Below are 20,868 nucleotides of genomic sequence, written 5' to 3' on the forward strand. Positions count from 1 at the left end.
CTCACGGCTTGCCTACTGCGTACCGCAGTTCGTGACGACCTTCTGCTCTTCCTCCGAGAGAGTGGGGCCGGGCTTCGGCGTCGCAGTCGGGGTCGGGGAGGTGGAGGAGGACGGGGGCGGGGACTGGGTGGACGCCGAGGGATTCGGCGTCGGTGTCGCCTTGGACGTAAGGGAGGTACGGGTGGTTCCCGTGGTGCCTCCGGCTTCGCCCTCGCCCGTCTTGGAGTTCTTCGCGCTCTCGGCGGCCTGCTGCTCGGATCGCTTCTGGCACGCGGACGCCTGGAGCGACAGCTCGTCGATCTTCGCCTGGGCGTCCTTCAGGCCGCCCTCGGCGATGGTCGCCTCGACGAGTTTGCGCTGGTACGGCGGCAGGTACTTGAGTTCGATCTCGGGGTGGTCCTTCTCCACCTTCGAGAGCGAGACCCAGGCCAGGTCCTGGCTGATCCCGCGGTACAGGGCGACGTGCTCCTCGTTGGAGCCCACGTAGTACTGCGTCTGCGTCCAGCGCCAGCCGCCGTACAGACCGCCGCCGATGACGGCGAGCGCGAGAACCGAGTAGAAGGATCTCTTCAGCCACTTGCGGCCCTTGCGGGGCTTGACGAAGTCGTCGTCGGTGTAGTCGCCGAAGCTGCCCTCCGGGGCGTAACCGGCGGTGTCGCCGCCGGAGCCGGGCGGTCCGAACTCGCCGCCCTGTCCGGGCACCTGGCGGCCGAGCCCGGAGGCGCGGCCGGCCGGGGTCTGCATGATGCCGTTGTCGTGCAGGTGGTGCTGCTGGTTCTCGGCGACCGCGCCGACCACGACCGGGGTGTCGGACAGCTGCCCGGCGAGGGTGTCGCCGGTGTCCAGGTCGAGGACGTCCGCGACGATCACGGTGATGTTGTCGGGGCCGCCGCCGCGCAGCGCCAGCTGGATGAGCTCCTGGACGGTCTCCTGCGGGCCCTGGTAGCTGGCGAGGGTCTCTTCCAGGGTCTGGTGGGAGACGACGCCGGAGAGGCCGTCCGAGCAGATCAAGTACCGGTCGCCGGCGCGGACTTCACGGATGGAGAGGTCGGGCTCGACATGGTCGCCGCTGCCCAGCGCGCGCATGAGGAGGGACCGCTGCGGGTGCGTGGTCGCTTCTTCCTCGGTGATGCGGCCCTCGTCGACCAGCCGCTGCACCCAGGTGTGGTCCTGGGTGATCTGCGTGAGGACGCCGTCGCGCAGCAGGTACGCGCGCGAGTCGCCGACGTGCACGAGGCCGAGGCGCTGCCCGGTCCACAGCAGGGCTGTGAGCGTCGTGCCCATGCCCTCCAGCTGCGGGTCCTCCTCGACCATCCCGCGCAACTGGTCGTTGGCGCGCTGTACGGCCGTACCCAGGGAGGTGAGGATGTCGGAGCCCGGGACGTCGTCGTCGAGGGCGACGATCGTCGAGATGGCCTCGGAGGAGGCGACCTCGCCCGCGGCCGCGCCGCCCATGCCGTCGGCGATGGCGAGCAGACGGGGACCGGCGTATCCGGAGTCCTCGTTGCCCTCCCGGATCATGCCTTTGTGCGATCCGGCGGCGAAGCGCAGTGACAGACTCATGCGCACCTCGCCCGTCGGCTCCGGGTACATCCGCACGGTGCCCACCCTCCGGTCGGGAGCGCGCCGGGGCCCGTGGTGTGGGCCACCGCTGCGTGCTCGCTCCGCTCGCTCATTGTCGTACTACTTCCGCAGCTCGATGACGGTCTTGCCGATGCGGATCGGCGCGCCCAGCGGAATCGGTGTGGGGGTCGTCAGCCGCGTTCGGTCGAGGTACGTGCCGTTGGTGGAGCCCAGGTCCTCGACGATCCACTGGCCGTCGCGGTCAGGGTAGATCCTGGCATGCCGGCTGGAGGCGTAGTCGTCGTCCAGCACGATCGTGCTGTCGTGCGCCCGGCCCAGGGTGATCGTCTGGCCCTGGAGCGCGACCGTGGTGCCGGTGAGGGTGCCCTCGGACACGACCAGCTTCGAGGGAGCGTTACGGCGCTGGCGGCCGCCGCTCTGTTGGCCGCGCTGCTGCGGCGGCGCGGCCGCCTGCCGGGCGGCCTGCTGCTGGCGTCCGGCCTCCCGCCTGGACCCGCGCTGGGTGACGCGCGTACCGAACAGGTCGCTGCGGATGACCTGCACGGCCACGATCACGAACAGCCACAGTACGGCCAGGAAACCCAGCCGCATGACCGTGAGGGTCAGCTCTGACATTGCCCCCGCTTCACCCTTCGGCTTGCCGGTAAATGATGGTGCTGCTGCCCACGACGATCCGCGAGCCGTCGCGGAGCGTAGCGCGGGTGGTGTGCTGCCCGTCCACCACGATGCCGTTGGTGGACCCGAGATCCTGGATCGTCGAGGGCGTTCCGGTCCGGATCTCGCAGTGCCGGCGGGAGACGCCGGGGTCGTCGATCCGCACGTCGGCGTCGGTGCTGCGGCCCAGCACGAGCGTGGCGCGGGAGATCTGATGGCGGGTGCCGTTGATCTCGATCCAGTAGCGGGTACGGCCGCCGGCCGCGGGTGCGGCGGGCGGACGCTGGCCACCCGCGGGCTGCGGGTAGCCGTAACCGCCGGGGCGGCCGCCGGGCGGCGGCGCGGCCGGCATGGGCGGGGCGCCCGCGGGCGCGGCGGGCGGCGGGTAGCCGTAGCCGCCCTGGCCCTGGGCACCACCGGGCCGCCCGGCCGGGGCGGCGGGAGCAGCGGCCGGCCGGCCGCCGCTCTGCTGGTCGGTGGAGCCGGCGAGCGTACGGCTGCGCACGCGGTACAGGCCGGTGTCGAGATCGTCGGCCTTCTCCAGGTGGACCTTGATCGGGCCCATGAAGGTGTAGCGCTGCTGCTTGGCGTAGTCGCGGACCATGCCGGCGAGCTCGTCGCCGAGCTGGCCGGAGTAGGGGCTGAGCCGCTCGTAGTCCGGCGTGCTCAGCTCCACGATGAAGTCATTGGGGACGACCGTGCGGTCGCGGTTCCAGATGGTGGCGTTGTTGTCGCACTCCCGCTGGAGCGCTCCCGCGATCTCGACGGGCTGCACCTCGGACTTGAACACCTTGGCGAAGGTGCCGTTGACCAGACCTTCGAGACGCTGCTCGAACTTCTTCAGGACTCCCATGGGGCACCTCCTCCGTAGCCTGCTTCGTCCTGTGTCCCGCCGGGCGGGCACTGCCTTACCTGGTACTGCTTACTGATCGTATCCACGCGCCGGTGAATCGGCTGGTTCCCCCTGTCGGCCCGGTCGACGGGTGTCGACGCCCTCGAAGTTCCCTTCGGAGCTCCCCTTCGAACTCCTGACAGTCACAGTCTTGCCGTGTCTTGCCATGGATCGTAGAGGCGGCCGCAGACCAGTGTCCCGCACCTGACTGTGGACCCCGACCTGCTCCTGGGGAGATACCCAGGACCGGTACGAGGTTGATACGTGAACATGTACTCGTTGATACGGAGCGGAGGGCACCGCGGATCGGAGGCCGCCGGGTGCCTGTCGGCGACTGCGCTGGTGGGCGCCGGAGCGGCGGCAGCACAGCGGCTGCCTGGGGATAAGGGATGTGAACCCACCCTGGCGAGCGTGCTAATGTTCTGGGTGTCGGAAGGCGCCGGACCGCAGGGAAAGGCCCCGAGGACACACCCAATGCGCGGGTGGCGGAATAGGCAGACGCGCTGGATTCAGGTTCCAGTGCCCGCAAGGGCGTGGGGGTTCAACTCCCCCCTCGCGCACCATGAGAAACCGGTGAGACGGGTCTCTGTAGGTGACTGAAGTCACCGCAGGGGCCCGTTTCTCGTTTCCATGATCGTTGTGAGTCATCACACAGTCTGATCAGGGCATATGGCAGGCCTCGACGCGTGAGCTATCTCACGGGTGGGGCCGGTCTCAGTCGGGCTGGAGTGCCGAGGCGAGTGAGCCGTGCCGCAGGACGGGCAGCTCCGGCCAACACCCCGACGGCAACCGCGAGACGGCACGTCCACGGGCTCACCGGCCACCGCTGCCCGCGAGGCGACGAACCCGTGCTCCGCGGGGTGGCGCGTGCGTAGCTATTCGTCGTGGAGTTCGGCGCGGACGCGGCGCGAGGGGCGGAACGCGTACAGGTCGAGTACGCCCGGCGGCTCGATCACCCCGGGGCCGCCGTCGCGGACCCAGGCGGTGATGTCGGCGGCGGCGTCGGGGTCGTTGACCTGGCCGAGCCAGACCGGCCGGCCTCCTGCCCGGCGTCCTTCGGCGGAGGGCTGGATCACGATGACGTTGGCGCGTTCGCAGGCGTCGAGGCAGTCGGTTCGGCGGATGGTCGCGACGCCCGCGAGCGCGGTGCGCAGTTCGGTGAGTTGTGCTTCGTGGTCCAGCCGGGGCACCTTGGCCGCGGTGCCGCAGCAGCATCCCCGGCAGACGGTGACCGTGCACCGGGTGGCCGGCCGGTCGCGGCGGGAACGCCCGCTCATGCGGCGCCCTCGCCGAGTGAGGTCGTCCAGGCTCGTTCGCGCAGCAGGCGCAGGCCGTTGAGGCCGACGATCACGGTGGAGCCCTCGTGGCCGGCGACGCCGAGGGGCAGCGGGAGCGTGCCGATGAGATCCCAGGCCACGAGCACGGTGATGAAGACTCCGGCGATGACCAGGTTCTGGATCACGAGCCGGCGGGCCCTGCGGGAGAGGTCCACGAGGGCGGGGACGGTGGCCAGTTCGTCCCGGACGACGGCGGCGGCGGTGTCCAGGGCGAGGTCGGAGCCCGCCTTGCCCATCGCGATGCCGGTGTGGGCCGCGGCCAGCGCGGGGGCGTCGTTGACGCCGTCGCCGACCACCAGGACCCGGCGTCCCTCGGCCTCCCATTCCTGGACGGCGGTGACCTTGTCCTGTGGGAGGAGGCCGGCGCGGACGTCGGTGATGCCGACCTCGCCGGCCAGGTGCCGGGCGGCGCGTTCGTTGTCGCCCGTCAGGAGGACCGGTGGGCTGCCGGTGAGGGCGCGGAGGGCGGCGACCGTGGCCCTGGCGTCGGGGCGGAGCCGGTCGGAGATGCCCAGTACCCCCACCGGAACGGCGTCGCGCAGGACGAGTACCGCGGTGCGGCCCTGGTCTTCGAGCCTCTGCACCGAACGGCCGGTCTCCGCGTCGACGGCGGCGGTGAGGCGGGCCGGTGATCCGACCTGAACGGTGTGGCCGTCGACGGTGGCGATGACACCGGCGCCGGGCTCGGAGGTGAAGTCGGTCGCTTCGGCCGGAGTGAGGCCGCGTTCGTCGGCGGCCTGGACGACGGCGCGGGCCAGGGGATGTTCGCTGGGATGCTCGGCCGCCGCCGCCAGTGCCAGCAGGGCGTTCTCGTCCAGGCCGGAGCCGGGTGCGGGGTGGACGTCGGTGACGCGGGGAGTGCCCTCGGTGAGGGTGCCGGTCTTGTCCAGGGCGACGGCGTCGACCTGGCCCAGGCGCTCCATGACGACGGCGGACTTCGCCAGGACGCCATGACGCCCCGCGTTGGCGATCGCGGACAGCAGCGGCGGCATCGTGGACAGCACCACCGCGCACGGCGAGGCGACGATCATGAACGTCATCGCGCGCAGCAGAGCCGATTGCAACGTGTCGCCGAAGGCGAGCGGGAGCGCGAACACGGCCGGCGTGGCGATGACCATGCCGATCGAGTACCGCTGCTCGATCTTCTCGATGAACAGCTGGGTGGGGGCCTTGGTCTCGGAAGCCTCCTCGACCATCCGCACGATCCGGGCGATCACCGAGTCCGACGGATCCCGCTCGACCCGTACCCGCAGGGCTCCGGTGCCGTTGACGGTGCCGGCGAACACCTCGTCCCCGATTCGCTTGGCCACGGGTAGGGGCTCGCCGGTGATGGTGGCCTGGTCGACATCGGAGGCCCCCTCGATCACCTGGCCGTCGGCGCCGATCCGCTCCCCGGGTCGCACCAGGACGATCTCGCCGATGCCGAGCTGGCCGGCCGGAACCGTCTCCTCGCCACCACCGGGCAGGAGACGGGTCGCCGTGGTCGGGGCGAGGTCGAGGAGGCCACGGACGGAGTCGGCGGTGCGGGCGGTCGCGACCGCCTCCAGGGCGCCGGAGGTGGCGAAGATGACGATCAGCAGCGCCCCGTCGAGGACCTGGCCGATGGCGGCGGCGCCGAGCGCGGCGACGACCATGAGCAGGTCCACGTCCAGGGTCTTGTGCTTCAGGGCCTTCAGGCCCTCCCATCCCGGCTCCCAGCCGCCTGTGAGGTAGACGGCGGCATACAACGGGGCCCACGTCCACGTGGGGGTGCCGAAGAGGTCCAGCGGGAGGGCGATCAGGAACAGGAGCAGCGCGGCCAGCGCCCACCGGGCCTCAGGCAGCGCCAACACCCGCGTGCGGCGCCGCGGGGGCGCGGGACGCGGGCCGGCGGCAGGCGGCGCGGGCCGCTGGGCGAGGACTGAAGACATGACGACGCAACCCTTCGCGGGCGGACTCGGGCAACATCCTCACCATACAGGAACATTTGAATAGGTCTTCAGGTGTCGTAGGTATGATGTGCTCATGGGCCACGGAACGGGCAATGCCGGCAACGCCACCCCGCGCGAGCGCCTCGACGCGGTCGGAACCGCCGATGTCGCCGCCACACTCCAGGCCCTCGCCACCCCTTCGCGGCTGCACATCCTGGCCCGCCTTCAGGAAGGCCCGTGCTCGGTGAGCGACCTCGCCGACGCCGTCGGGATGGAAGCCTCCGCCTGCTCGCACCAGCTGCGGTTGCTGCGCAACCTCGGTCTGGTCACCGGCGAGCGGCACGGCCGTTCGATCATCTACGCCCTCTACGACAACCACGTCGCCGAGCTCCTCGACCAGGCCCTCTACCACGTCGAGCACCTCCGCATGGGCGTGCGGGATGTCCCCGCAGCCGCGGCGGAGCCCGCTGTCGCGGACTGACTGCCCCGTCGGGGGCAGTTCGTACGGGTTCTGGTTCCCGGCATGGGTTCTGGCGCCGCCCGGCAAGGTGATGAGCCCGCCGGAGGGTCCGGTCGGGGTCATTGGAAGGGCGTGCTCGCGGTCACTGTGGGCGGGGCGCCGTCTGTGCGCCGCTGCTCTGTGAACCGCTGGTCTGTGAACCCATGGTGTGTGCACTGCTGGTCTGGGGACCGCTGCTCTGTGGACCGCTGCTCTGTGAATCGGCAGCGGCCGCCGCGGGGTTCGGTGTGCTCAGCGCTGGTTCAGCCAGCCGGCTGCCTCCATGGCCCAATAGGTGAGCACGATGTCGGCGCCCGCGCGGCGAATCCCGGTGAGCGTCTCCAGGACCGCGCGATCCCGCTCGAGCCAGCCGTTGGCCGCCGCGGCCTCGACCATCGCGTACTCGCCGGAGACCTGGTAGGCGGCCACGGGCACGTCCGAGATCTCCTTCACCGCGCGGATGATGACCGGGGCAGGACCGGGTCGGCTTCTACCGAAAGATCGTTCCCGGACACGCATGACGGCGGCGCGAACCGCTCGCTCCGTCCCGGGAGTTGGCGGGCCCTCGGACCACGGTACGGACTCGGCGCCGGCTCAGCCCGCGACGACGACCGCCGCGAGGGTCACGGCAGCGGGCAGGGCCTGGGCGAAGAGGATGCGACGGTTGGCGGTGGCCGCGCCGTAGACGCCGGCGACGACTATGCAGGACAGGAAGAAGACCTGGACCCGGTACCCGGTCGGGTCGTCTTCGATCAGCCCCCAGACCAGGCCGGCGGCCAGGAAGCCGTTGTAGAGGCCCTGGTTGGCGGCCAGCGGAGCCGTGGTGCGGGCCAGCTCGGCGTCAAAGCCGTGGAAGCGGCGGCCCGGGCCGCGCTGCCACAGGAACATCTCCAGAACCAGGATGTAGACGTGCAGCAGCGCCATGAGGGCGACGAGGACGACTGAGATCGTGTGCATGCGGTGATTGTGCGGGCCGGGGCGTTAGGGGGTGGCCGGGGGGTCGTACTTCCGGCCGAAGTGACGGCCGACGGCTCGGAGCCGGATTATCGGAGCCGGATTATCGGAGCCGGATTAGAGGTCCCCTGACCCTGTCCCTGACCCGCACGCGCGCGTGGCAGTGGAAAGAGACGCACGCGCGCGTGGTGGGGAAAGAGAGGCACGCGCGCGTGCCGCGCCCGGCCGCCCTACGCCGCGAGTCGCTGGGCCAGTTGCTTCGCCTTCGCGGCGGCGGCGTCGAGGGCGCGCTCGCGGGACGCCTCGTAGAGGGGGATCAGGTCGGTCATCTCCGGGTTGGCCGTGGCCATCGTGAGCTCCGGGACGATGAAGTCGAGGTCGGTGCCGAGGAAGTCGGCGAGGACGGCCGACAGATAGTTCTGCACGTACTCGTAGCCCTCGCGCGGTGTGCCCGGACCGTACGCGCCGCCGCGGCTGGCGACGACCGTGACCGGGGTGCCCTTGAGCGACTGGGCGTCGCCCGCGGTGCGGCCGAACAGGACCACGTTGTCCAGCCAGGCCTTCAGTGTCGACGGGATCGTCAGGTTGTACATCGGGGCGCCGATCAGCACGGCGTCCGCGCTCTCCAGTTCCTCGATCAGCTTCACGCGCTCGGTGAAGGCGGCCGCCTGCTCCGGGGTGTGCGTGGCCGGATCGGAGAAGCCGGCGGTGTGGGCGTGGGCAGTGATGTGCGGCACCGGGTCGGCGGCGAGGTCGCGGTGGATCACCGTGCCGTGCGGGTGCTGCTCCTGCCAGCTGCGGCTGAAGGCGTCCGTGACGGCCCGGGAGGAGGAGGCGTCGGTGGGGAAGACGGAGGAGTCGATGTGCAAGAGCGTGGCCATGGGGTCTCTCCAGACGGAAGGAGGAAGGAGGAGGGAGGAGGGAGGGAGGGGGAAAGGGGGGAGCGGGCAGGGGAAAGCAGCAGTACGTGGACGGACGTACCTTCCCGCTGTGACTGAAAATTCGTATAGGACTATGGATAACACAGTCGCTTACTTTTTTTCACCCCCCCAAGTTCAGGGCAGTACCCTGGGTCCATGGCGACGGGTGAGCAGGATCACGACGTGGCGGAGTGCAAGCGGGTCGACGCGGGCATCGCACGCGTCTTCCAGCTGCTCGGAAAGCGTTGGACCGGCCCGATCGTGTCCGTCCTGACCGCGGGCCCCGCGTACTTCGTCGCCCTGCGCCGGGCGATTCCCGGCATCAGCGAGCGCATGCTCTCCGACCGGCTCACCGAACTGGCGGCCGCCGGACTCGTCGTACGCGAGGTGTACGAGGGGCCGCCGTTGCGGGTCGTGTACCGGCTGACGGAGGCGGGTGCCGCACTCGAGCCCGCGCTCGTCGAGCTCGGGGGATGGGCGGAGAAGTACCTGCCGGACGGGGAGCGGCCCGAGGGCTGCTGAGGCGGCCGGGCGGGCGGCGTCCAGGTCGAGAACCGTGTGATCCGGGCGGTTTTCCACAGCCCTGGAGTTGTCCACAGGGTCTGACGCGCTCCCGGCCGGCGGTTGTAACGTCGGCACGAGTTGATGTTCGTGTCGGATGTGCGTGAGCGGGGGAGGCGGTCGCTATGACCGAGGTCGGTGCGGAGGCTGCGGCGGCGGAAGCGGCGGAAGCAGCCGAGGCGGTAGCCGGGGCGCCCGGGTCCCGGACCGTGGCTCGCCCGCTGCCTCGCGTGCCCGGCTTCGCGGAGTGGCCCGGCGGAGGGTTGCCCAAGGAGGAGGGGAAGGCACTGCGCAGGCGGGTGCCGCGCGCCGAGCACGCGGTTCTCGACCTGGACGCCGACCGCCCGGACGCCGTGGCTGCTGTCGAGGAGTCCAACCTCGGCCGGCTCCCCGAGCTCACGCCGATCAGGGTGGGCCGGATGGCGGCGACGCCCTTCGCCTTCCTGCGCGGCTCGGCGGGACTCATGGCCTACGACCTCGCCCGCACCCCGATGACCCGCATCCGTGCCCAGATCTGCGGCGACGCGCACGCGGCGAACTTCGGGCTCTACGGCGACCCGCGCGGCGGCCTGGTCATCGACCTGAACGACTTCGACGAGACGCTCTACGGCCCCTGGGAGTGGGACCTCAAGCGGCTCGCGACCTCGCTGGTGCTGGCGGGCCGGGAGGCGGGCGCGGACGAGGACGCCTGCCGGAAGGCGGCGCACGACACGGCCGGTGCCTACCGGCGCACCATGCGCCTGCTGGCCAAGCTCCCGGTGCTGGACGCGTGGAACGCGATCGCGGACGAGGAACTGGTCTCCCACACCGACGCTCATGACCTGCTCGGCACCCTGGAGCGAGTCGCGGAGAAGGCGCGGGCCAACACCAGCGGTCGCTTCGCGGCGAAGTCGACGGCGCCGACCGAGGACGGCGGCCGCAGCTTCGTCGACGCGCCGCCGGTGCTGCGCCGGGTTCCGGACGAGGAGGCGGCGGTGGTGGCGGCGTCGCTGGAGAGCTACGTCACGACGCTCTCCGAGGACCGACACCCGCTCCTGTCTCGCCACGCGGTGCACGACGTGGCGTTCCGGGTGGTCGGTACGGGGAGTGTGGGCACCCGCTCCTACGTGGTCCTGCTCCTGGATCACCGGGGTGAGCCGCTCGTCCTCCAGGTGAAGGAGGCACGTCCTTCGGCCTTGGTCCCGCATCTCGTCACGGCCGGCTTCGAGGTGCCGGCGCCCGACCACGAGGGGCGGCGCGTGGTTCTCGGCCAGAAGCGCATGCAGGTGGTCAGCGACATCTTGCTGGGCTGGACGACCGTCGACGGACTTCCCTTCCAGGTACGGCAGTTCCGCAACCGCAAGGGCAGCGTCGACCCGGCCGCGCTGGCCACCGACCAGATAGACGACTACGCCCGCATGACCGGAGCCCTCCTGGCCCGCGCCCACTCGCACAGCGCCGACCCCCGCCTGGTCTCCGGCTACTGCGGCAAGAACGAGGAGCTGGACGAGGCGATCGCCTCCTTCGCCGTCGCCTACGCCGACCGCACCGAGGCGGACCACACCGCGCTGGTGGAGGCGGTGCGGGCGGGGCGGATCGCGGCCGAGACGGGGGTGTGAGGCAGGACGCCGTGGAGGCGGCGGCAGGTCGGTCGGGTCCGTGGGCCGACCCACCGCCGACCTCGCGCCTACGCACCGCCCGGCCCACACCTCGGCCACCCGCCGACGTACAGCTCGGCCCGCCTGCCGACGCGCAGCCCGGCCCGCCTGCCGACTCATCGCCGTCGCCCGGTCGCCCAGCTCGCCGTCGCCCCGGCCGCTCGGCTCGTCGCCCCCCGTCAGCCCGGCTCGCCGTCGCCAGGTCGCCCGGCTCGCCGCCCCCGTCACCCGCCCCCGTCACCCGCCCCGGTCTCCGCATGGCGCCGACCCGGCGTGGGCCTCGGGCGTCGGTGTTCGAAGTGCCGGCCCCGTCGTGGCCTACGCTGGGCGGGTGATGACGCCGGAAGCTGAGCAGTCCCAGGCCGAGCCCGCTGGTGCGGGGGCGCCGGACGGTGCCGAGGTGCCCGTCGGCGGAGCTGAGCAGGGTGGTGAGGCCCAGGTGACGGCCGAGGACGGTGCCGAGCGGCCCGAGGAGCGGCTGGAGCGTGCCGTGCGGGCCGCCGAGCAGGCGTTGATCGAGTACGAGATCGCGGTGGAGACCTTCCGCGTCGAGGTGGAGAACTTCTCCCGGCTGCACCATCAGAAGCTCGGCCCGATGTACGCCCGTCTCGACGAGCTGGACGCCCGGATCGCGGAGGCGGTCGCCGCCCGCACCGGCGACCCCGAGGACATCCGCAAGGCCGACGAGGCGCGGGCCAGGGTGCTGCCGATGCCCGGTGTCGAGGAGCTGTTCCACGGCTGGATGGACGGCGGCGGGCTGTTCCCGGAGGCCGCGGCGATGCTCACGGACCAGCCGGTACGCCCCCCGCAGCGGGTGCGCCCCAGTGACGAGGCCCGCAAGCTCTACCGCGAGCTGGCCCGCAAGGCCCATCCCGACCTCGCCCAGGAAGAGGCGGAACGGGCCAGGCGTGAGGAGTTCATCACCCGCGTCAACGCCGCCTACGGCCGAGGTGACGAGGCGCTGCTGCGGGAGCTGGCCGAGGAGTGGGCCGCGGGGCCCGCGCCGGCCGAGCAGGGCCCGACCCCCACCGAGGAGCTCTACGCCCGCCTCGAATGGCTCGCCCGGCGCAAGGAGCTGCTCGCCCTGGTCGCGAAGGACTTGGAGGAGAGCGCGATCGGCGGGATGCTCCGGCTCGCGCCCGACGACCCCGACCGCCTCCTCGACGAGATCGCCGAGCAACTCCTGGCCCAGGTGTCGGAGCGAGAGGCGGAACTGGCCGCGCTGCTCGGCTAGTGCACGAGAAGCGCCCCGTCAGGGGCGCGGGGAACCGCGCGATCCCCACCACGAGCACGCGGCCTCGCGACGGCAGATCCGCCCCCTCCCCCTCAGGAGCCCGAAACAGTCCCGCACCTGTCAGGTAGCGTCGACGTCATGCATTTCGGATCAGGCGTACCCACCGTCGAGGTCACCGACCTCAAGGACGACGACTTCCTCCTGGACGTCCGCGAGGACGATGAGTGGCAGGCCGGCCACGCCGAAGGGGCACTTCACATCCCCATCAGCGATTTCGTGGCACGGTACGGCGAGCTGACCGAGGCCGCGCCGCATGACGGCCGGGTCCATGTGATCTGCCGCTCCGGAGGGCGTTCCGCCCAGGTCGCGATGTACCTCGGCCAGCAGGGCATCGACGCCGTGAACGTGGACGGCGGCATGCAGGTGTGGGCGGCGCTCGGACGTCCCGTGGTGAACGACGAGGGCCAGCCCGGCTTCGTCCTGTAGCGAATCAGCGGAAGTCGCATCCGCGGAAGCCGTATCCGCGGAAGCCGCATCCGCAGATCAGCGGCCTCCGGCTCATCCCAGCGGATGCGCCGCCAGCAGATCCCCCAGCGCCTCCTCGTGTGCCGCCGCCGGGCCGAGCGCCAGCTCCAGGTGCTTGGCCCAGGCGTGGTACCGGTGCAGCGGATAGTCGACGTCGGCGCCGAATCCGCCGTGCAGATGCTGTGCCGTCTGCACGACCCGGCGTACGCCCTCCGAGGCCCAGATCTTGGCGACGGCCACGTCCCCGGAGGCGGGCAGCGGCCCCGGTGCTCCCGAGGCGATCCGCCACGCGGCCTGCCACAGGGTGGCCTCCATCGCGCGCAGGTCGATGTAGCGGTCGGCGGACTGCACGGCGACCGCCTGGAACGTGGCGATCGGATACCCGAACTGCTCCCGCTTGCTCGCGTACTCGGACGTCATCCCCAGCACCCGCTCCCCCAGCCCGAGCGCCAGCGCGCACGTCCCCGTGGCCAGCAGCTCCCGCAGCGACTCCCACGCCCCCTCGGCGTCGATGACATCGCGCTCCGCCGGCCGCACCGACTCCAGCCGTAGCTCCGCGAGCCGTTCCCCGCTGGTCGAGAACTGTTCGGCGAGCGTGACCCCCTCCGCACCGCACGGCACGAGCGCGAGGACGGTCCGGTCGGTGGCCGTACGGGCCGGCACGACGACGAGATCGGCGTCGTACGCCCAGGGCACCGCGGTCTGTACCCCGTCCAGCACCCACCCGGAGTCGTCCTGCCGGGCGGTCGTGGCGAGCTCGGCCGGGTCATGACCGGTGCGGCCGTGCGAGGCGACCGTCAGCACGATCTCACCGCGCCCCGCCCGGGCGAGCAGCGCGGACTTCGCCTCGGAGCTTCCGAAGGCCTGGATCGCTGCCATCGCCGCGCTGCTCTCCAGCAGCGGCACCCTGGCGAGGACCTTCGCCGACTCGCGCAGCACCAGGCACAGGGCGACGGCGTCCAGGCCCGCCCCGCCGTACTCCTCCCTGAGCAGCAGACTCAGCAGGTCGGCGTCCGCGAGGCGGCGCCACAGCGGGCGGTCGAACTCGTCGGCGACGGCGCCCGGGGTGAGCGCGGGAGAGGGCACCGCGTCCGGCGCGACCCCGGCGAACACCCCGCGCGCCGCCTCGGCCGCCGCCTGCTGCTCCTCGGTGAAGGTGAAGTCCACGGTCCCTGCCTTCCACACGCACGGAGATCTGACGGTGCGTCAAGATAGAACAGGTTCTAGAAGAAGGGAATCCTTCAGGAGCCGGCCGCATGAGGTCAGGTCACGCGGTGTGCCCCAGTGTGCCCCTACCGCCCGGCGGGACCCCCGTATCGTGTGGGCAACGGCGGCCCGCCAGGGGCTGTGCCTGGCGCGTGGGCCTGAGTACCGTTCCCGTGCGAGCGCCGAGGAAAGACGGACCGGAATCGGGAAACGGGGCAGGATGGACGCGCACCACGCAGGCTCGGGCGCCCGGCACGGGCCGGACCAAAAGCCCGAGGAGGCTCCGCCTGCCGTAGCGCCCCCCGGCACCGGACCGCTCCCCGAACCGGAACCGGAACCCCGGACCGGTGTGGCCGCTCTCTCCCTGCGGTACCAGATCGGCGCCGCGCTCGCCCTCGCGGTCGTGGCCATAGCCGTCTGTGTCCATGTCGGCATGGTCTTTCTGCACGTCGCGCCGCCGAACACGGTGACCAAACAGCACGGCCAGGCGATCGACGACTGGATATATCCGGAGTTCGAGCAGAACTGGAAGCTGTTCGCCCCCAACCCGCTCCAGCAGAACATCGCCGTCCAGGTCCGCGCCGAGGTCGACACGGCGGACGGCGCAGCGCGTACGACGGGCTGGTACGACCTGTCCGCGCAGGACGGCCGGGCCATCGACGGCAATCTGCTCCCCAGCCACACTCAGCAGAACGAGCTGCGGCGCGCCTGGGACTTCTTCGTCGCCACGCACGACGCCCAGAACCGTCCGGTGGGCCTGCGCGGCGCCCTGTCCGAGACCTATCTGCGGCACATAGTGCAGCTGCGCCTCGACCGGGTGGACGCGGCCGGCGCGGGCGGCACCGTCGAACGCGTCCAGGTCCGCTCCCGCACCACGAACGTGCCCCCGCCGAAGTGGAGCGACGAGCAGATCTCGGACAAGGCGACCTACCGGGTGCTGCCCTGGTGGGGGATCCCGCAGGACGAGAGCGCCGACGCGGCCGGGACCGGACGGGCCGCCGCCGAAGGCACGGTCGAGGCCGCGGGAGGCGCCCGGTGAGCCGCCTCGCCCTCGCGATCTCCTCGGTCATCGCCCGCGTCACCGAGTCCGCGCACGGCCCGTACCAGACGGCCGTGATCCGGATCGGCTTCACCGCGACCTGGCTGCTGTTCCTGCTGCGCGAGTTCCCGCATCGCCACGAGCTGTACGGCCCCGACGGCCCCTGGGACTTCGACCTCGCCCAGCAGCTGATCGGAACGAACGGCTCCTTCACCGCGCTGATCTGGTCGAGCGGCGGGCTCTGGTTCGAGAGCGTCTATGTCTTCGCCGTCCTGACCAGCGTTCTGCTGCTGCTGGGCTGGCGCACCCGCACGATGTCCGTGCTGTTCATGGTCGGCGTGCTGTCGTTGCAGAACCGCTCCATCTTCATGGGTGACGGCGGCGACAACGTGCTGCACCTGATGTGCGTCTACCTCGTGTTCACGCGCTGCGGCCAGGTCTGGTCGCTGGACGAGCGCCGGGCCCGGCTCGCGCGCGAGGCACGCGCGCGGGGCGAGGGCGTGGCGCCGGACCGTTGGGGCCCGGCGCTGTGGTGCGTGTTCGGGTTCGCGCTGGTCGCGGCCACCGTGGCGGGCCGGCTCGACGGCGATCCGACCGTGCCGGTGATCCTGTGGGGCGTCTGGCTGACGCTGGCCGTGTGGTGGATCGTCGGCCGCCTCGCGCGCACCGCGGAGCCCCGCATCCTGCTGGACGTCGTCGGCAACATCGTGCACAACGGTGCCCTGTTGGTGATCATGGCCGAGGCGTGTCTGATCTACGCGACCGCCGGCTGGTACAAGATCCAGGGCTCTCGCTGGCAGGACGGCTCCGCCGTCTACTACCCGCTGCACCTGGACTACTTCTCGCCCTGGCCCGCCCTCGCCGACCTGCTCTCCTCCAGCGGCACCATGGTGATGCTCATCACCTACGGGACGGTCATCGTGCAGGTGGCCTTCCCGTTCACGCTCTTCGACCGGCGGGTCAAGAACGCCCTCCTGGCCGTGATGATCACCGAGCACGCCGTGATCGCGATCGTCCTGGGTCTGCCGTTCTTCTCGCTCGCGATGATCGCGGCGGACGCGGTCTTCCTGCCGACGTCCTTCCTGCGCCGCCTCGGCGACCGGGCCGCACGCGCGCGTGGACGCCTGTCGCGTCTGGTCCGGCGTGGCGACGACCCCGAGACGCTCCCCGCGCCGCGCGCCCCGGAGAACCCCGAGCACGCGCCCGTAGGCTTCACGGCATGACTGTGACCACCTGGAACCGGCTCGCCGGGACCGCCGTCCTGCTCGACGGCTTCCACGCCCTCAAGCACGCCGTGCGCTTCGGAGCCGAGGTCCCGGTCGCGGTCGCCGTCGACCGGGAGGCCGCGCTGGCCCTCGCCGACGAACTGGCGCCGGACGTACGGGACACCCTGGCCGCGCTTCTGACGGAGGTCCCGGAGGCGACGTACACGTCCCTGGTGCCGCGCCCGCACCCCACGGCGGTGGCCGCCCTGGCCGTACGACCGTCCCGGGCCGCCAACCTCGACAAGCTGGCGCACCTCCCGCGCACCACCCCGGTCGTGGTCCTCGACAACCCCCGCAACCTCGGCAACGCGGGCGCGGTGATCCGCCTGGCCGCCGGCTTCGGAGCGACCGGCGTGGTCACCACCGGCACGCTGGACCCCTGGCACCCGACGGTCGTACGCGGCGGGGCCGGGCTGCACTTCGCGACGGCGGTGGAGCGGCTGGCCGTGGCCGAGCTGCCCCCCGGGCCGCTGTTCGCCCTGGACCCGGAGGGCGACGACATCCGGGGCGTGAAGCTCCCGGACGACGCCGTCCTCGCCTTCGGGTCGGAGCGCAGCGGTCTGTCGGCCGAACTACGCGCGCGTGCCGACCATTTGGTGGCGCTGCCGATGCGTCCGCAGGTCTCCAGCTACAACCTCGCCACCAGCGTGGCGATGACGCTGTACCACTGGAGCCTCGGCGGTGCCTAGGCCTCCCGGCGCACCTCGACGACCCGGAACCGGTTGGCGACGAACGCCCCGTCGGTGAGCGCCGAGTTGGCCGCCGGGTTGCCGCCCGACCCGTGGAAGTCGGAGAACGCGGCCGTCTGGTTGACGTACACCCCGCCCGTGAGGTTCAGCGACAGCTGGGCCGCCTCCTCCAGGCACACCTCCTGGATCGACGCCTCGACCTCCTCGTCGGTGGTGTACGCCCCGACGGTCATCGCGCCCTTCTCCCGCACGGTCCGGCGCAGCAGCTCCACCGCGTCGGCGGTCGAGTCGACGGCCACCGCGAACGACACGGGCCCGAAGCACTCGCTCATGTAGGCCGCCTCGTCGTCCGGCTTGGCACCGTCCAGCTTCACGATCACCGGTGTGCGGACCACCGCGTCCGGGAACTCCGGGTTCGCGATCTCCCGTGAGGCCAGGGCGACTTCGCCCAGGCCGGCGGCGGCCTCCAGGCGGGCCTTGACGTCCGGGTTGACGATCGCGCCGAGCAGCGCGTTGGCACGCGCGTCGTCGCCGAGGAGGCCGTCGACCGCGCGGGCGAGGTCGGCGACGACCTCGTCGAAGGTCCTCGGACCCTCCTCGGTGCGGATGCCGTCGCGGGGGATGAGCAGGTTCTGCGGGGTGGTGCACATCTGGCCGCTGTACAGGGACAGCGAGAAGGCCAGGTTGGACAGCATGCCCTTGTAGTTGTCGGTGGAGTCGACGAGCACCGTGTTGACGCCGGCCTTCTCTGTGTAGACCTGCGCGTGGCGGGCGTTGGCCTCCAGCCAGTCTCCGAACACGGTCGAGCCGGTGTAGTCGATGATCCGGATCTCGGGGCGCAGGGCCAGGGTCTTGGCGACGCCCTCGCCGGGGCGCTCGGCGGCCAGCGCGACCAGGTTCGGGTCGAAGCCCGCCTCGGCGAGCACCTGGCGGGCGACCTGCACGGTGAGCGCCAGCGGCAGCACCGCGCGCGGATGGGGCTTGACCAGGACCGCGTTGCCGGTGGCGAGGGAGGCGAACAGGCCCGGGTAGCCGTTCCAGGTCGGGAAGGTGTTGCAGCCGACGACCATCGCGATGCCTCGCGGGACCGGTGTGAACTGCTTGTTCAGCGCCAGCGGGTCGCGCTTGCCCTGCGGCTTGGTCCACTCCGCGGTGTCGGGGGTGCGGACCTGCTCGACGTAGGCGTACGCCACCGCCTCCATGCCGCGGTCCTGCGCGTGCGGGCCGCCGGCCTGGAACGCCATCATGAACGCCTGGCCGGAGGTGTGCATGACCGCGTGGGCGAACTCGTGCGTCCGGTCGCTGATCCGCTTGAGGATCTCCAGACAGACCACCGCGCGCATCTCCGCGCCCGCGTCGCGCCACTCACGCATGCCGGAGCGCATGGCCGGCAACAGCTCGTCGATGTTCGCGTGCGGGTACTCCACGCCCAGCTCGATGCCGTACGGCGAGGACTCGCCGCCCACCCAGTCGTCGGTGCCGGCCTGGCCGAGGTCGAGGCGGTTTCCGAGGAGCGCGTCGAAGGCGGCCTTGCCCGCCGCCGCGTCCAGGCTGCCGTTCTCCCCGTAGGCCTTCGGGTGCTCGGGGTGCGGTGACCAGTACGCGCGGGTGCGGATGGCTTCCAGCGCCTGGTCGAGGGTGGGCCGGTGCTTGGCGATCAGCTCGTGGGTGGTCAGTTCGGCGGCCATGCGGGACCAACTCCTCGTTTCCAGAGCTCTCCGTCGAGCTCATGACCTGGGCAGAAACATGGGCAGCAACAGCCAGTCAGAGTTAGAGTAACCGAACGATCGGTCGGTTCAAGGGGGTCCGCCGCATCTGTGGAAAACCCCGTGCGGGAGGATCGCGCACATGACAGCACTCGCCCTCAGCAGCCCCGTGGCCGTGGTCGGCACCGGCACGATGGGCCAGGGCATCGCCCAGGTCGCGTTGGTCGCCGGCCATCCCGTACGGCTGTACGACGCCGCTCCCGGGCGGGCCCAGGACGCGGCCGACGCGATCGGCGCGCGCCTCGACCGGCTCGTCGAGAAGGAGCGTCTCACCGGCGCCGACCGCGACGCGGCCCGCGCCCGGCTGCTGCCCGCCGAGTCCCTCGCCGAGCTCGCGGACTGCGCCCTGGTCGTCGAGGCCGTCGTGGAGCGCCTCGACGTCAAACAGGAGCTCTTCCGCGAGCTGGAGGAGGTCGTCGGCGAGGACTGCCTGCTCGCCACCAACACCTCGTCCCTGTCCGTCGCCGCCATCGGCGGTGCGCTGCGTAATCCCGGCCGCTTCGTCGGCCTGCACTTCTTCAACCCCGCGCCGCTGCTGCCGCTGGTCGAGGTCGTCTCCGGGTTCGCCACGGACGTCACGTCGGCCACGCGCGCGTACGAGACGGCACGCGCGTGGGGCAAGACGCCGGTGGCCTGCGCCGACACCCCCGGGTTCATCGTCAACCGCATCGCCCGGCCCTTCTACGCCGAGGCCTTCGCGGTCCACGAGGCGCAGGGCGCCGACCCGGCCACCATCGACGCGGTGCTGCGCGAGTGCGGCGGCTTCAGGATGGGCGCGTTCGAGCTCACCGACCTGATCGGTCAGGACGTCAACGAGTCCGTCACGCACTCGGTGTGGCAGGCGTTCTTCCAGGACGTGCGCTTCACGCCCTCGCTCGCCCAGCGCCGTCTGGTCGAGTCGGGCCGGCTCGGCCGCAAGAGCGGGCACGGCTGGTACGACTACGCCGAGGACGCGGAGCGCGACGAGCCGGAGACCGCGGACAAGCAGCCGCAGCCCGCCTATGTCGTCGCCGAGGGCGACCTCGGCCCCGCGTCCGAGTTGCTCTCCCTGATCCGCGAGGCGGGCATCCCGGTGCGCGAGGAGGAAGAGGACCACGGCACGCGCCTGGTGCTGCCCAGCGGCGGCCAGTTGGCGCTCGCCGACGGCCAGACCTCGGTGGAGTTCCGGGACGTCGTCTACTTCGACCTCGCCCTCGACTACCGCCGGGCCACCCGGATCGCGCTGTCCGCCTCCCAGGACACCTCGTCGGCCACCCTCGCCGAGGCCGTCGGTCTCTTCCAGGGGCTCGGCAAGGCGGTCAGCGTCATCGGTGACGTCCCCGGCATGATCGTCGCCCGCACGGTGGCCCGGATCGTGGACCTGGCGCACGACGCCGTCGCCAAGGGCGTGGCCACCGAGGAGGACGTCGACACCGCGATGCGGCTCGGCGTGAACTACCCCATGGGGCCCTTCGAATGGAGCCGCAGGCTCGGCCGCGGCTGGGCCTACGACCTCCTGGACGAGCTGCATGTGCGCGAGCCCTCGGGCCGTTACGCGCCGTCCCTCGCGCTGTACCGCCACGCGTACGCCTCCGACAAGCGGGAGGGCAGCACCTCATGACCACCGCCAAGCGCGACACGTACACCCCCGAGACGCTGCTGACGGTCGCCGTGCAGGTCTTCAACGACCGCGGCTACGACGGCACCTCCATGGAGCACCTCTCCAAGGCGGCCGGCATCTCCAAGTCGTCGATCTACCACCACGTCACGGGCAAGGAGGAGCTGCTGCGCCGCGCGGTCAGCCGGGCGCTCGACGGGCTCTTCGGCATCCTCGACGAGGAGCCCGCGCGCGGGGGGCACGCCGCCGACCGCCTGGAGTACGTCGTGCGGCGCATGGTCGAGGTGCTGATATCCGAGCTCCCCTACGTCACGCTGCTGCTGCGCGTGCGCGGCAACACCGCCACCGAGCGCTGGGCCCTGGAACGGCGCCGCGAGTTCGATCACCAGGTCGCCGAGCTGCTCAAGGCGGCCGCGGCGGACGGCGAGGTGCGTGCCGACGTGGAGGTACGGCTCGCCACCCGGCTCGTCTTCGGCATGGTCAACTCGATCGTGGAGTGGTACCGCCCCGACGGCCGCGGCATGAACGAGCGCGAGGTGGCGGACACCGTGGTGCGGCTGGTCTTCGGGGGACTGCGCAGGGCCCACTGAAGCGGAGGC

At 71.6% G+C, this 20,868-nt stretch carries 19 protein-coding genes, 1 tRNA gene and 1 pseudogene; 11 read left to right on the forward strand and 10 right to left on the reverse strand.

Going from position 1 to position 20,868, the window contains the following annotated elements; translation table 11 throughout:
• Nucleotides 1-12: 12 nt before the first annotated feature.
• The 3 genes from ACIQWG_RS21695 to ACIQWG_RS21705 form a co-directional block, all read right to left on the reverse strand.
• Nucleotides 13-1,593, reverse strand: coding sequence for a Stp1/IreP family PP2C-type Ser/Thr phosphatase (locus ACIQWG_RS21695; RefSeq protein ID WP_404099383.1), 1,581 nt, complete (start codon nucleotides 1,591-1,593; stop codon nucleotides 13-15).
• Between the two features lie 90 nt (nucleotides 1,594-1,683).
• Nucleotides 1,684-2,199, reverse strand: coding sequence for an FHA domain-containing protein (locus tag ACIQWG_RS21700; protein ID WP_404098183.1), 516 nt, complete (start codon nucleotides 2,197-2,199; stop codon nucleotides 1,684-1,686).
• A 10-nt stretch (nucleotides 2,200-2,209) separates the two neighbouring features.
• Nucleotides 2,210-3,091: an FhaA domain-containing protein gene (locus ACIQWG_RS21705; protein WP_404098185.1), complete on the reverse strand. Its 882-nt coding sequence runs from the start codon at nucleotides 3,089-3,091 to the stop codon at nucleotides 2,210-2,212.
• 515 nt (nucleotides 3,092-3,606) lie between these two features.
• Between ACIQWG_RS21705 and ACIQWG_RS21710 the strand changes: the two genes are divergently transcribed.
• Nucleotides 3,607-3,693: transfer RNA gene (locus ACIQWG_RS21710), tRNA-Leu, on the forward strand.
• Nucleotides 3,694-4,005: 312 nt separating this feature from the next.
• Here the strand turns inward: ACIQWG_RS21710 and ACIQWG_RS21715 are convergent.
• Together ACIQWG_RS21715 and ACIQWG_RS21720 are read right to left on the reverse strand one after the other, a co-directional pair.
• Nucleotides 4,006-4,407, reverse strand: a complete 402-nt coding sequence (locus tag ACIQWG_RS21715) for a (2Fe-2S) ferredoxin domain-containing protein (RefSeq protein ID WP_404098188.1) — start codon at nucleotides 4,405-4,407, stop codon at nucleotides 4,006-4,008.
• Complete coding sequence (locus ACIQWG_RS21720) at nucleotides 4,404-6,377, reverse strand: heavy metal translocating P-type ATPase (protein WP_404098190.1); 1,974 nt, start codon at nucleotides 6,375-6,377, stop codon at nucleotides 4,404-4,406. The genes ACIQWG_RS21715 and ACIQWG_RS21720 overlap by 4 nt, the downstream gene beginning before the upstream one ends.
• A gap of 94 nt (nucleotides 6,378-6,471) precedes the next feature.
• Between ACIQWG_RS21720 and ACIQWG_RS21725 the strand changes: the two genes are divergently transcribed.
• Nucleotides 6,472-6,858 carry an ArsR/SmtB family transcription factor gene (locus ACIQWG_RS21725; RefSeq protein ID WP_404098193.1) on the forward strand — a complete coding sequence of 129 codons (387 nt, stop codon included), beginning with the start codon at nucleotides 6,472-6,474 and terminating at the stop codon, nucleotides 6,856-6,858.
• A 270-nt stretch (nucleotides 6,859-7,128) separates the two neighbouring features.
• Here ACIQWG_RS21725 and ACIQWG_RS21730 read toward each other — a convergent pair.
• The 3 genes and pseudogenes from ACIQWG_RS21730 to ACIQWG_RS21740 form a co-directional block, all read right to left on the reverse strand.
• A pseudogene (locus ACIQWG_RS21730) lies at nucleotides 7,129-7,341 on the reverse strand (porphobilinogen synthase); the annotation flags it as partial.
• Between the two features lie 129 nt (nucleotides 7,342-7,470).
• Entirely contained in the window at nucleotides 7,471-7,833 is a 363-nt protein-coding gene (locus ACIQWG_RS21735; RefSeq protein WP_404098196.1) for a DUF1304 domain-containing protein, read from the reverse strand.
• 227 nt (nucleotides 7,834-8,060) lie between these two features.
• The gene (locus tag ACIQWG_RS21740; protein WP_404098199.1) at nucleotides 8,061-8,711 is read right to left on the reverse strand and encodes an FMN-dependent NADH-azoreductase; all 651 of its coding nucleotides are present in this window, start codon (nucleotides 8,709-8,711) and stop codon (nucleotides 8,061-8,063) included.
• 195 nt (nucleotides 8,712-8,906) lie between these two features.
• Here ACIQWG_RS21740 and ACIQWG_RS21745 point away from each other — a divergent pair, with 195 nt between their 5' ends.
• From ACIQWG_RS21745 to ACIQWG_RS21760, 4 genes are all read left to right on the forward strand, one after another.
• On the forward strand, nucleotides 8,907-9,272 hold the full coding sequence (locus ACIQWG_RS21745; protein ID WP_404098202.1) for a winged helix-turn-helix transcriptional regulator: 366 nt from the start codon (nucleotides 8,907-8,909) through the stop codon (nucleotides 9,270-9,272).
• A 164-nt stretch (nucleotides 9,273-9,436) separates the two neighbouring features.
• Nucleotides 9,437-10,909: a DUF2252 domain-containing protein gene (locus ACIQWG_RS21750; protein ID WP_404098205.1), complete on the forward strand. Its 1,473-nt coding sequence runs from the start codon at nucleotides 9,437-9,439 to the stop codon at nucleotides 10,907-10,909.
• 370 nt (nucleotides 10,910-11,279) lie between these two features.
• On the forward strand, nucleotides 11,280-12,182 hold the full coding sequence (locus tag ACIQWG_RS21755) for a hypothetical protein (protein WP_404098207.1): 903 nt from the start codon (nucleotides 11,280-11,282) through the stop codon (nucleotides 12,180-12,182).
• 138 nt (nucleotides 12,183-12,320) lie between these two features.
• Nucleotides 12,321-12,668, forward strand: coding sequence for a rhodanese-like domain-containing protein (locus ACIQWG_RS21760; protein WP_404098210.1), 348 nt, complete (start codon nucleotides 12,321-12,323; stop codon nucleotides 12,666-12,668).
• Nucleotides 12,669-12,740: 72 nt separating this feature from the next.
• On the opposite strand, the gene ACIQWG_RS21765 is transcribed toward ACIQWG_RS21760, so the two are convergent.
• Nucleotides 12,741-13,874, reverse strand: coding sequence for an acyl-CoA dehydrogenase family protein (locus tag ACIQWG_RS21765; protein ID WP_404098212.1), 1,134 nt, complete (start codon nucleotides 13,872-13,874; stop codon nucleotides 12,741-12,743).
• Between the two features lie 259 nt (nucleotides 13,875-14,133).
• Here ACIQWG_RS21765 and ACIQWG_RS21770 point away from each other — a divergent pair, with 259 nt between their 5' ends.
• The 3 genes from ACIQWG_RS21770 to ACIQWG_RS21780 are packed head-to-tail and all read left to right on the forward strand — an operon-like array spanning nucleotide 14,134 to nucleotide 16,906.
• Nucleotides 14,134-14,952 (forward strand): DUF5819 family protein, encoded by an 819-nt coding sequence (locus ACIQWG_RS21770; protein WP_404098215.1) that lies wholly within the window; start codon nucleotides 14,134-14,136, stop codon nucleotides 14,950-14,952.
• A complete protein-coding gene (locus tag ACIQWG_RS21775) occupies nucleotides 14,949-16,175 on the forward strand; it encodes an HTTM domain-containing protein (protein WP_404098218.1) in 1,227 nt (408 codons plus the stop codon). Before ACIQWG_RS21770 ends, ACIQWG_RS21775 begins: the two co-directional genes overlap by 4 nt.
• Nucleotides 16,172-16,906: a TrmH family RNA methyltransferase gene (locus tag ACIQWG_RS21780; protein WP_404098220.1), complete on the forward strand. Its 735-nt coding sequence runs from the start codon at nucleotides 16,172-16,174 to the stop codon at nucleotides 16,904-16,906. Before ACIQWG_RS21775 ends, ACIQWG_RS21780 begins: the two co-directional genes overlap by 4 nt.
• Here the strand turns inward: ACIQWG_RS21780 and paaN are convergent.
• Nucleotides 16,903-18,594, reverse strand: a complete 1,692-nt coding sequence (gene paaN / locus ACIQWG_RS21785; RefSeq protein WP_404098223.1) for a phenylacetic acid degradation protein PaaN — start codon at nucleotides 18,592-18,594, stop codon at nucleotides 16,903-16,905. The genes ACIQWG_RS21780 and paaN overlap by 4 nt on opposite strands.
• 160 nt (nucleotides 18,595-18,754) lie before the next feature.
• On the opposite strand from paaN, the gene ACIQWG_RS21790 reads away from it, so the two are divergent.
• Both ACIQWG_RS21790 and ACIQWG_RS21795 read left to right on the forward strand, forming a co-directional pair.
• Nucleotides 18,755-20,272, forward strand: a complete 1,518-nt coding sequence (locus tag ACIQWG_RS21790; RefSeq protein WP_404098226.1) for a 3-hydroxyacyl-CoA dehydrogenase — start codon at nucleotides 18,755-18,757, stop codon at nucleotides 20,270-20,272.
• Nucleotides 20,269-20,859, forward strand: a complete 591-nt coding sequence (locus tag ACIQWG_RS21795; RefSeq protein WP_404098229.1) for a TetR/AcrR family transcriptional regulator — start codon at nucleotides 20,269-20,271, stop codon at nucleotides 20,857-20,859. The genes ACIQWG_RS21790 and ACIQWG_RS21795 overlap by 4 nt, the downstream gene beginning before the upstream one ends.
• Nucleotides 20,860-20,868: the final 9 nt, after the last annotated feature.

The organism is Streptomyces sp. NPDC098781, from assembly GCF_044759995.1.
Classification (GTDB): domain Bacteria; phylum Actinomycetota; class Actinomycetes; order Streptomycetales; family Streptomycetaceae; genus Streptomyces.

What these genes read in the sequence shown, in the direction of transcription:
- ACIQWG_RS21695 (WP_404099383.1), bottom strand. Translation starts at nt 1,593, where the DNA reads ATGTACCCGGAGCCGACGGGCGAGGTGCGCATGAGTCTGTCACTGCGC.
- ACIQWG_RS21700 (WP_404098183.1), bottom strand. Translation starts at nt 2,199, where the DNA reads ATGTCAGAGCTGACCCTCACGGTCATGCGGCTGGGTTTCCTGGCCGTA.
- ACIQWG_RS21705 (WP_404098185.1), bottom strand. Translation starts at nt 3,091, where the DNA reads ATGGGAGTCCTGAAGAAGTTCGAGCAGCGTCTCGAAGGTCTGGTCAAC.
- ACIQWG_RS21715 (WP_404098188.1), bottom strand. Translation starts at nt 4,407, where the DNA reads ATGAGCGGGCGTTCCCGCCGCGACCGGCCGGCCACCCGGTGCACGGTC.
- ACIQWG_RS21720 (WP_404098190.1), bottom strand. Translation starts at nt 6,377, where the DNA reads ATGTCTTCAGTCCTCGCCCAGCGGCCCGCGCCGCCTGCCGCCGGCCCG.
- ACIQWG_RS21725 (WP_404098193.1), top strand. Translation starts at nt 6,472, where the DNA reads ATGGGCCACGGAACGGGCAATGCCGGCAACGCCACCCCGCGCGAGCGC.
- ACIQWG_RS21735 (WP_404098196.1), bottom strand. Translation starts at nt 7,833, where the DNA reads ATGCACACGATCTCAGTCGTCCTCGTCGCCCTCATGGCGCTGCTGCAC.
- ACIQWG_RS21740 (WP_404098199.1), bottom strand. Translation starts at nt 8,711, where the DNA reads ATGGCCACGCTCTTGCACATCGACTCCTCCGTCTTCCCCACCGACGCC.
- ACIQWG_RS21745 (WP_404098202.1), top strand. Translation starts at nt 8,907, where the DNA reads ATGGCGACGGGTGAGCAGGATCACGACGTGGCGGAGTGCAAGCGGGTC.
- ACIQWG_RS21750 (WP_404098205.1), top strand. Translation starts at nt 9,437, where the DNA reads ATGACCGAGGTCGGTGCGGAGGCTGCGGCGGCGGAAGCGGCGGAAGCA.
- ACIQWG_RS21760 (WP_404098210.1), top strand. Translation starts at nt 12,321, where the DNA reads ATGCATTTCGGATCAGGCGTACCCACCGTCGAGGTCACCGACCTCAAG.
- ACIQWG_RS21770 (WP_404098215.1), top strand. Translation starts at nt 14,134, where the DNA reads ATGGACGCGCACCACGCAGGCTCGGGCGCCCGGCACGGGCCGGACCAA.
- ACIQWG_RS21780 (WP_404098220.1), top strand. Translation starts at nt 16,172, where the DNA reads ATGACTGTGACCACCTGGAACCGGCTCGCCGGGACCGCCGTCCTGCTC.
- paaN (WP_404098223.1), bottom strand. Translation starts at nt 18,594, where the DNA reads ATGGCCGCCGAACTGACCACCCACGAGCTGATCGCCAAGCACCGGCCC.
- ACIQWG_RS21790 (WP_404098226.1), top strand. Translation starts at nt 18,755, where the DNA reads ATGACAGCACTCGCCCTCAGCAGCCCCGTGGCCGTGGTCGGCACCGGC.
- ACIQWG_RS21795 (WP_404098229.1), top strand. Translation starts at nt 20,269, where the DNA reads ATGACCACCGCCAAGCGCGACACGTACACCCCCGAGACGCTGCTGACG.